This is a genomic window from Marinobacter sp. UBA2498, from assembly GCF_002341575.1.
In the GTDB taxonomy this organism is placed as follows: domain Bacteria; phylum Pseudomonadota; class Gammaproteobacteria; order Pseudomonadales; family Oleiphilaceae; genus Marinobacter; species Marinobacter manganoxydans.
This window is the reverse complement of record NZ_DDOI01000083.1, coordinates 49,760-57,547: the sequence shown is the minus strand read 5'-3', so window position 1 is coordinate 57,547 and position 7,788 is coordinate 49,760. Positions and strand designations below refer to the sequence as shown.

The window sequence follows — 7,788 nt, the reverse complement described above, 5'->3', positions numbered from 1 at the left end:
CTATCGGGTGATTGGCAAGTTTTCCAATCTTACCGACGCCTCCAATTCGGTTGGCGGTGATTTGAATGCGATCCGTTTCGAGCTCGGTTTTGGGGTTGGAAGCGAGTTTATGCGTTCATCTGTTGGTGATGGTCTGGGTTTCGGCTTTGCAGATGGCGCTAAACTGAGTATCGGGCCTGTTGGTAAGTACCCCGGCGGCCTTTTCGGCGGTAGTAAAGTTGAGGGATTGCCTTTCTTCAGCACCGAGGTTGCTCCATTTACTGAATCGCTTGCTACGGCTGATGATGGAGATGTGCTTGAAACCAATGGCACCATTGCCACGCAGTACAGTTCTTTGTTTGGTGATTGGCGGACGCTGAGCGAAACGCCCACGGGATGGTTTATTGATCACGATGGTAATCCGGCCAACGACTCGATCCTTCTGGCTTATAACGCCGGAACGGCTTCCGCGCCGGATTGGCAGACTTATGAAAAAGTCTTTAGTACGACAGTTGAGGTAGATGCCGATGGCGACAATACGGTAGATACTCTCGCTGATCGATGGGATCCCAACAGCATTAACTTCGACCCGAGCGTAGCCGACGATGTAGGGCCAATTGTGGATACCTTGGGTGAGGGGGATGCCCAAGATACTGTACCTGATGCAATTTCATTGAATCAGTCTTCTGCTGCTGGCCTGTATGTTGCCGATTACAACAATACGGGCGAGGGTTTCAAAGTCCTGATCGATGGCGAGGCTGTAGCCATTGATGCCTTCGCCGAGTGGGCTAATCAACCTCCGAAAGTGCTCAATACTTCAGACGGCTCCCTCTACGCTACATGGAGGTCTGATGAGGGTGAGGATGGGTTGTATGAGTTGGCAGACGGTTCGTTCGAAACTGTTGAGGCTGTAAACGCGACGATTCTGGCTGATGAAGCGGCATATGAACGCGTTGCCGGTTATGTTCAAGGCCCGATTGAAGATCTCGCCAACGTCAATATCAACCCCACAATTTCAGTGGGCGCGGCTGCCAATTGGCCAACCTGTACCGGTGATGGTGTGAGTACGACTTGTAGCTTCACGTTCAGGGTTACCGGTCTGAATGGTGCAGTTGATGATCCGATGATTCCAGATACTCCGGTTGAACCCGAGCCTGAAGAGCCCACTGCAGCGTCCAGTAGTGGCGGCGGTACCATCTTTGGTTGCACCGCAGGCAAACCAGGTGCTCCGTTCGATCCGGTTCTGCCGGGCCTGGTGCTGATGGCGATGGGCGGCTTGTGGGCGCGTAAGCGTCTACGCAATGCCTGAATAATCTCGAGGTAAAAGGCGCAAATAAAAATCGGGGCTGACAATCAGCCCCGATTTTTTTGTGGCCCTGAACAGCAATGTCCGACTACTGGCTGTTTGAGCCTTTCATCTTATACTGCTGGTTCTTGCCGTTACCGCCACCCCCGGCGCCCTGTCCATTTTGCTGGCCCATACCCTGGCCGTTTTTCTGCCCCATACCCTGGCCCATGCCTTGGCCTTTACCCATGCCTTTTCCGGAACCCTGTCCCATGCCGTTCCTGAGCTCAACGCCACGCTCTCTGGCTCGTTCCATCATCCGTTCATGGTGGAGCTGGCGGTACTTCGCACGCTCGGCGTCGGTGTTCAGGTTGCGCATGGTTTCCCGGTGCTGTTGCAGCTCTTGCTGGGTCATCAGTTCCCGTCCGAAAACCTGGTCGTCCGATTGGGCGGCAACCGGCATACTGGCCAAAGACGCCAGTAACGTGGCGCCAGCAATCAAGCTCAATGATTTTTTCAGTCTCATAGTTAATCCCCTTCGTTCTATGGATATAACTAAAGTATAGGTCAAGTCAGAAGTTTTGGGGTTATGAGTAGTACCTATGTATTTCCCGGGTGCATGTAGGACCAAAAGGGTGGATCTGCGGTTGATTAGTGCGTTACCACATCAGATCATCAGGGATTTCGTAGCCTGCGTAAGGATCATCCTCACCTGCATCGTCCTGTTTGCGATCATGAAGTACCACCACGGCGCTCTCATCCCGCTCCATGATTTTTCGGGCAACACCTTCCGCCACAATCTCGTAGTTATCGTTCACGAAAACAATTGCCAGGCGGCCGCGGGATAGCTGATCGACCATAGTGTCGTCTACGAAGAGCTTCTTGATCTTCTTGTCATGAACAAACTGATAGGAGGTTTCGCCGCGGCTCCGGTCCAGCCGGTTGGTTTCTACCAGTTGCCGGATCTGGGCCTGGATGGCTTTCTTTTCGGCAGCGCGCTGACGCTCCAGGTTGAGTTGGCGATCCCGCTCTGCTTTTTCCTCACGGGCCTGACGTGCACGGGTCTCGGCCTCGTTAACTTCCACAGCACCCTTGGGTTGCTGCTTTCTTTTCTTCCGTTTTTCGCTGCGAATGGCCTTGGCTTTTTTCTCGTCGGCAAGGCCGGCCTTCAGCAATTGATCCTGCAGGGATGCCATCAGTAACTCCGTTCTTTCGTTGCATATTCTGGTATCATTTCGGCCTAGTATACGCCCTCATTATTGCCTTCATAACCAGCTTCCGCTGAATCCGGGATTTTCTTCTATGTCTTCTTTTAACGACTTTGGCCTGTCTACCGCCATGTGCTCGAACCTTAACCAGCTGGGGTTTGCCCAACCCACGGAGATTCAGGCGAAGGCCATTGCGCCGGGGCTGGCGGGAAAAGACATCATTGCCATGGCCAAAACCGGTAGCGGAAAAACGGCGGCGTTTGGCATCAGCCTGGTTGAGCGGCTCAATCCCCGACTGTTCGCGGTTCAGGCGCTCGTGCTGTGCCCGACCCGTGAGCTGGCAGACCAGGTCGCCAAAGCTATCCGTGAGCTGGCGCGGGCCCGGGACAATATCAAGGTGCTGACTCTGTGTGGTGGTGTTGCCATCGGCCCCCAGATCGGGTCCCTGAGCCATGGCGCTCATATTGTTGTGGGTACCCCGGGCAGGATTCAGGACCACCTGCGCAAGCAGACCCTCTCGCTGGCGCGGCTTAAAACCGTGGTGCTTGATGAGGCGGACCGAATGCTGGATATGGGTTTTCAGGAAGCGATGGAAGACATCCTGTCCCAGACTCCGCCATCACGCCAGACCATGATGTTTTCGGCGACCTGGCCGGCGCCCATCCGTGAATTGAGCAAGCAGTACCAGAAAAGCCCGGTAGACGTTCGGGCCGAGGAAGCCGGTGACAACCCGGACATTGAAGAGCTGTTCTACGAAGTGTCGCCACATTCCAAATCGGATGCCATCGTAGCGCTGCTTTCCGAGCGTCAGCCCGAGTCCTGCATCGTTTTCTGCACCACCAAACAGCAGTGTGACGACATGGCGGCGGAACTTGGTGAGCGGGGTTTCTCTGCGCTGCCTTTGCATGGCGATCTGGAGCAACGGGATCGAGACAGCGTGCTCGTGCGGTTTGGCAATCAGAGCTGCTCCATCCTGGTTGCCACCGACGTGGCTGCCCGTGGCCTCGACATAAAGTCTCTGCCCCTGGTTATCAACGCCGAGCCCGCGCGGGATCCCGAAGTGCATACCCATCGGATCGGGCGCACCGGCCGGGCAGGGGAGCGGGGTCATGCTGTTACCTTCTGCACGCCGGCCCAGGGGCACAAGATTACCCGCATCGAGTCCGAAAGAGGCCGCAGCGTGACATGGGGAGACACAGAGAAACTCCTGGCGACGCCGCTGAAACCGGTCGTGCCCGCCATGAAGACCCTGTGCATTGCCGGTGGTCGCAAAGACAAGGTTCGTCCCGGCGATGTCCTGGGTGCCCTGACGGGCGAAGCAGGCCTGCCTGGCAAAGCTGTCGGCAAGATTGATCTGTTTGATCATCAGTGTTTTGTCGCGGTAGAGAAGTCGCTTGCAGCTAAGGCATTGGCCAGGCTCGAAAGTGGCAAGGTCAAGGGGCGGAAAATACGCGTTCGATATGCCTGAATGAGAATTGCTTCGTCTGTATAAATGCGTGTCTTTTCGGGCCGCGACGCTCGGAAACCCCGTATAGATTTTTGCATTCAGGTTGCCCGGGCACCCTGAAAACGGTAAATTACGCAGGATTTTGCCCCCCGAATTGTCGCGGAAGCGTGTTAGACCTTAGTCTAACTGGTCAGTCCGGGCACAGATCGGGAGAAATATAAATCAATACAGGTAGCTGTTCGATATGAATGACCTGATGTCACAAGCCGTCGATCTGATGATTGCCGGAATGGGGTTTGTATTCGTGTTCCTCATTATTCTGGTGTTCGCGACACTCCTCATGTCCAAGCTCATAGGACGGTTTGCGCCGCCAGAGCCGGCAACCCCGGCCAAAACGCCACGTGCCAAGCCGAAGGCGCCCGCGTCGGTTGACCCTGACACCGCCGAGGCCATCAAGAAGGCGATTGCACAATTCCGGTCCCGCCACAAGAAGTGAACCGGTAAAAGACTAGAACCTTTAAACAGAAGGCTGACACGATGACTGACACAAAGAAACCGCTGGGGATTACGGACGTTATCCTGCGTGACGCCCACCAGTCCCTGCTTGCCACCCGTATGCGGCTGGATGACATGCTGCCAATTGCCGAGAAACTCGACAAGGTCGGTTTCTGGTCCCTGGAATCCTGGGGCGGCGCTACCTTTGATTCCTGCATTCGCTACCTGGGCGAAGATCCCTGGGAGCGCATCCGCGAGCTGAAAAAAGCCATGCCCAACACCCAGCAGCAGATGCTGCTGCGCGGTCAGAACCTGCTGGGCTATCGTCATTATGCGGATGATGTGGTGGACCGTTTCTGTGAACGTGCCGCTGAAAATGGCGTTGACGTATTCCGTATTTTCGATGCGATGAACGATCCCCGTAACCTGGATCGTGCCATTAAGGCCGTTCGCAAGACCGGCAAGCATGCCCAGGGCACCATTGCCTACACCACCAGCCCGGTGCACACCATCGAGATGTGGGTAGAGCTGGCGAAAGAAGTTGCCGACATGGGTGCGGACTCCATTGCGATCAAGGACATGGCCGGTATCCTCAAGCCGTACGTGGCCTATGATCTGGTCAGCCGTCTGAAGAAAGAGCTGGATATTCCGATCCACATGCAGTGTCACGCCACCACCGGCATGTCGACCGCTACCGCCATCAAGGCTGCGGAGGCCGGTATCGATAACGTGGATACGGCCATTTCCTCCATGAGCATGACCTACGGTCACTCGCCCACAGAAGCCGTCGTTGCGATTCTGGAGGGCACTGACCGTGACACCGGCCTGGACCTCAACCTGCTGGAAGAAATCGCCAGCTACTTCCGCCAGGTGCGCAAGAAGTACGCGAAATTCGAAGGCAGCCTGCGTGGGACCGATTCCCGCATCCTGATTGCCCAGGTACCAGGTGGCATGCTCACCAACATGGAAAACCAGCTGCGTGAGCAGAACGCCAGCGACAAGTTTGATCAGGTTCTGGACGAGATTCCCAAGGTTCGCGAAGACCTGGGCTTCATCCCGCTGGTAACCCCGACGTCCCAGATCGTCGGTACCCAGGCGGTACTGAACGTTCTGACCGGCGAGCGCTACAAGTCCATCTCCAAAGAAACCTCTGCGATCCTGAAAGGCGAGTACGGTGCTGCACCGGCGCCGATGAACAAGGAACTGCAGGAGCGTGTTCTGGATGGCAAAGAGCCTGTGACCTGTCGTCCGGCGGATCTGCTTGAGCCGGAAATGGACAAGCTGACTGACGAACTCAAGAAGCTGGCCGACGAGAAGGGTATCAAACTGTCTGACAACGTTGAAGACGACGTTCTCACCTACGCGCTGTTCCCGCAGATCGGCCTGAAGTTCCTGGAAAACCGTGACAACCCGGATGCGTTCGAGCCGGTTCCGACCGCTGAAAGCGCTGCTCCGGCCGCGAAATCTGAAGGCCCTGAGACCTACACCGTTGAAGTGAATGGCAAGAAGTTTGTGGTTGCCGTTTCCGAAGGTGGCGAGATCAGCCAGATCCAGGGCGAGGGCGGTGCCGCTTCCGCACCGGCTGCTTCCTCGGCTCCGGCACCTGCAGCGGGTGAAGGCGAGCCTGTGGTTGCACCGCTGGGCGGCAACATCTTCAAGGTTCTGGTTTCTCCGGGTGACACCGTGGAAGAGGGCGATGTGATGATTATCCTCGAGGCCATGAAAATGGAAACCGAGGTTCGCGCGCCAAAAGCCGGCACAATCGGCGAAGTCTTCATCAAGGTCGGTGATGCCGTCTCCCCTGATGACGAAATGCTGACAATCGCATAAGGGCCAGCATTCCATGGATAAATTAATGACACTCTGGACAGGTAGTGGCCTGTTCAACATCGAGATCGGCCAGGTGATCATGATCGCCATCGGCCTCTTGCTTCTCTATCTTGCGATTAACAAGAAATTTGAGCCGTTGCTTCTGGTACCCATCGGGTTCGGCGGCATCCTGGCGAATATTCCGGAGGCAGGCCTTGCCCTGACTGCGGCGGAAAATGCCATCCATTTTGCCCTGAAGGAAGAGTCAACTCAGATTCTGGCTGCTCTGGCCGCACCTCTGGATGTGGCCTACCAGGTCGGGCAGGCGGTGACGCCAGAGTTGAAAGACGCCTTCAAGGTGGCCGTAAAAGAGGCCAGCTACTCCGAAATGGCGATGGCCAACTCCCTGGCCCAGGATTTCGGTTACGGCAATGGCATGCTCTATAACTTCTACTCCGTGATCATTGGCAGTACGGTTGGTCCGCTGTTGATCTTCATGGGTGTGGGCGCGATGACCGACTTCGGTCCGTTGCTGGCTAACCCCAAGACCCTGCTGCTGGGTGCCGCTGCCCAGTTCGGTATCTTCGGTACTGTCATTGGTGCTGCGCTGCTGGACTGGACCGGTGTTCTGGAGTTCAACATTCTGGAAGCCGCCGCTATCGGTATCATTGGTGGTGCAGATGGCCCGACTTCCATCTATGTCTCCAGTGTTCTGGCCCCGCACTTGCTGGGTGCCATTGCGGTCTCTGCCTACGCTTACATGGCACTGGTGCCGATGATCCAGCCGCCGATCATGAAAGCACTGACCTCCGCTGAAGAGCGCAAGATCAAGATGACGCAGCTGCGCCCTGTCAGCAAGCAGGAAAAGATCATTTTCCCGCTGGTGGTTCTGATTGCGGTCGTTCTGTTCCTGCCGGATGCAGCGCCGCTGCTGGGTATGTTCACCTTCGGTAACCTGATGCGTGAATGTGGCGTGGTCGAGCGTTTGAGCGACACGGCCCAGAACGCGCTGATTAACATCGTGACCATTTTCCTTGGCCTGTCCGTTGGTTCCAAACTGATGGCAGACAAGTTCCTGGACGCCCAGACCCTGGGTATCTTGGGCCTGGGTATCGTGGCCTTCGGTGTGGGTACTGCCTCGGGTGTTCTGATGGCGAAGCTGATGAACAAGCTGAGCAAAGAGCAGATCAACCCGCTGATCGGTTCTGCCGGTGTATCTGCGGTGCCGATGGCAGCGCGGGTCTCCAACAAGGTGGGCCTGGAAGCCAACCCGCAGAACTTCCTGCTGATGCACGCCATGGGCCCGAACGTGGCTGGCGTTATCGGCTCTGCGGTTGCTGCGGGTGTAATGATCAAGCTTCTTGGCTGATTTGTTCACCGCAGTACAAAAAACCCCGCCTCTGTGCGGGGTTTTTTTGTGTCTAATGAAAATTCCTGGAATTCACGGGTAACGACTGAATCAGGTGGCTGAGGTCCGAAAGCCGACCTGCCATCACATGCACAATGTCCCCCTGTCGCTCCAGCACTCCCATCACATGCAGCAATCGGGCAGTCAGTAACGGCTT

8 protein-coding genes are annotated in these 7,788 nt (G+C 56.1%); 5 read left to right on the top strand and 3 right to left on the bottom strand.

All coding sequences use genetic code 11. The annotated features are described in order from the left end of the window. Positions 1-1,288: choice-of-anchor F family protein (locus B2W52_RS11670; protein WP_286803178.1), on the top strand; the 1,288-nt coding region annotated here is incomplete at its 5' end. 85 nt (positions 1,289-1,373) lie between these two features. On the opposite strand, the gene B2W52_RS11665 is transcribed toward B2W52_RS11670, so the two are convergent. Together B2W52_RS11665 and B2W52_RS11660 are read right to left on the bottom strand one after the other, a co-directional pair. Then, entirely contained in the window at positions 1,374-1,790 is a 417-nt protein-coding gene (locus tag B2W52_RS11665; RefSeq protein WP_053114929.1) for a hypothetical protein, read from the bottom strand. Positions 1,791-1,923: 133 nt separating this feature from the next. Next, on the bottom strand, positions 1,924-2,460 hold the full coding sequence (locus tag B2W52_RS11660; RefSeq protein ID WP_008172128.1) for a DUF2058 domain-containing protein: 537 nt from the start codon (positions 2,458-2,460) through the stop codon (positions 1,924-1,926). A 106-nt stretch (positions 2,461-2,566) separates the two neighbouring features. Here B2W52_RS11660 and dbpA point away from each other — a divergent pair, with 106 nt between their 5' ends. The 4 genes from dbpA to B2W52_RS11640 all read left to right on the top strand — a co-directional run bounded on the left by dbpA (position 2,567) and on the right by B2W52_RS11640 (position 7,592). Continuing rightward, complete coding sequence (dbpA, locus tag B2W52_RS11655; RefSeq protein WP_008172127.1) at positions 2,567-3,940, top strand: ATP-dependent RNA helicase DbpA; 1,374 nt, start codon at positions 2,567-2,569, stop codon at positions 3,938-3,940. 223 nt (positions 3,941-4,163) lie between these two features. After that, positions 4,164-4,415 (top strand): OadG family protein, encoded by a 252-nt coding sequence (locus B2W52_RS11650; protein ID WP_008172126.1) that lies wholly within the window; start codon positions 4,164-4,166, stop codon positions 4,413-4,415. 41 nt (positions 4,416-4,456) lie between these two features. Further along, on the top strand, positions 4,457-6,244 hold the full coding sequence (gene oadA, locus B2W52_RS11645; RefSeq protein WP_053114930.1) for a sodium-extruding oxaloacetate decarboxylase subunit alpha: 1,788 nt from the start codon (positions 4,457-4,459) through the stop codon (positions 6,242-6,244). A gap of 13 nt (positions 6,245-6,257) precedes the next feature. Then, the gene (locus tag B2W52_RS11640) at positions 6,258-7,592 is read left to right on the top strand and encodes a sodium ion-translocating decarboxylase subunit beta (RefSeq protein ID WP_053114931.1); all 1,335 of its coding nucleotides are present in this window, start codon (positions 6,258-6,260) and stop codon (positions 7,590-7,592) included. A gap of 52 nt (positions 7,593-7,644) precedes the next feature. Here B2W52_RS11640 and B2W52_RS11635 read toward each other — a convergent pair. Continuing rightward, the coding region (locus B2W52_RS11635; RefSeq protein ID WP_286803183.1) for a hypothetical protein at positions 7,645-7,788 on the bottom strand (144 nt) is incomplete at its 5' end.

Excerpts from the sequence above, each read along its gene's own strand:
- B2W52_RS11660 (WP_008172128.1), bottom strand. The coding sequence starts at position 2,460 with ATGGCATCCCTGCAGGATCAATTGCTGAAGGCCGGCCTTGCCGACGAG.
- oadA (WP_053114930.1), top strand. The coding sequence starts at position 4,457 with ATGACTGACACAAAGAAACCGCTGGGGATTACGGACGTTATCCTGCGT.
- B2W52_RS11665 (WP_053114929.1), bottom strand. The coding sequence starts at position 1,790 with ATGAGACTGAAAAAATCATTGAGCTTGATTGCTGGCGCCACGTTACTG.
- B2W52_RS11640 (WP_053114931.1), top strand. The coding sequence starts at position 6,258 with ATGGATAAATTAATGACACTCTGGACAGGTAGTGGCCTGTTCAACATC.
- B2W52_RS11650 (WP_008172126.1), top strand. The coding sequence starts at position 4,164 with ATGAATGACCTGATGTCACAAGCCGTCGATCTGATGATTGCCGGAATG.
- dbpA (WP_008172127.1), top strand. The coding sequence starts at position 2,567 with ATGTCTTCTTTTAACGACTTTGGCCTGTCTACCGCCATGTGCTCGAAC.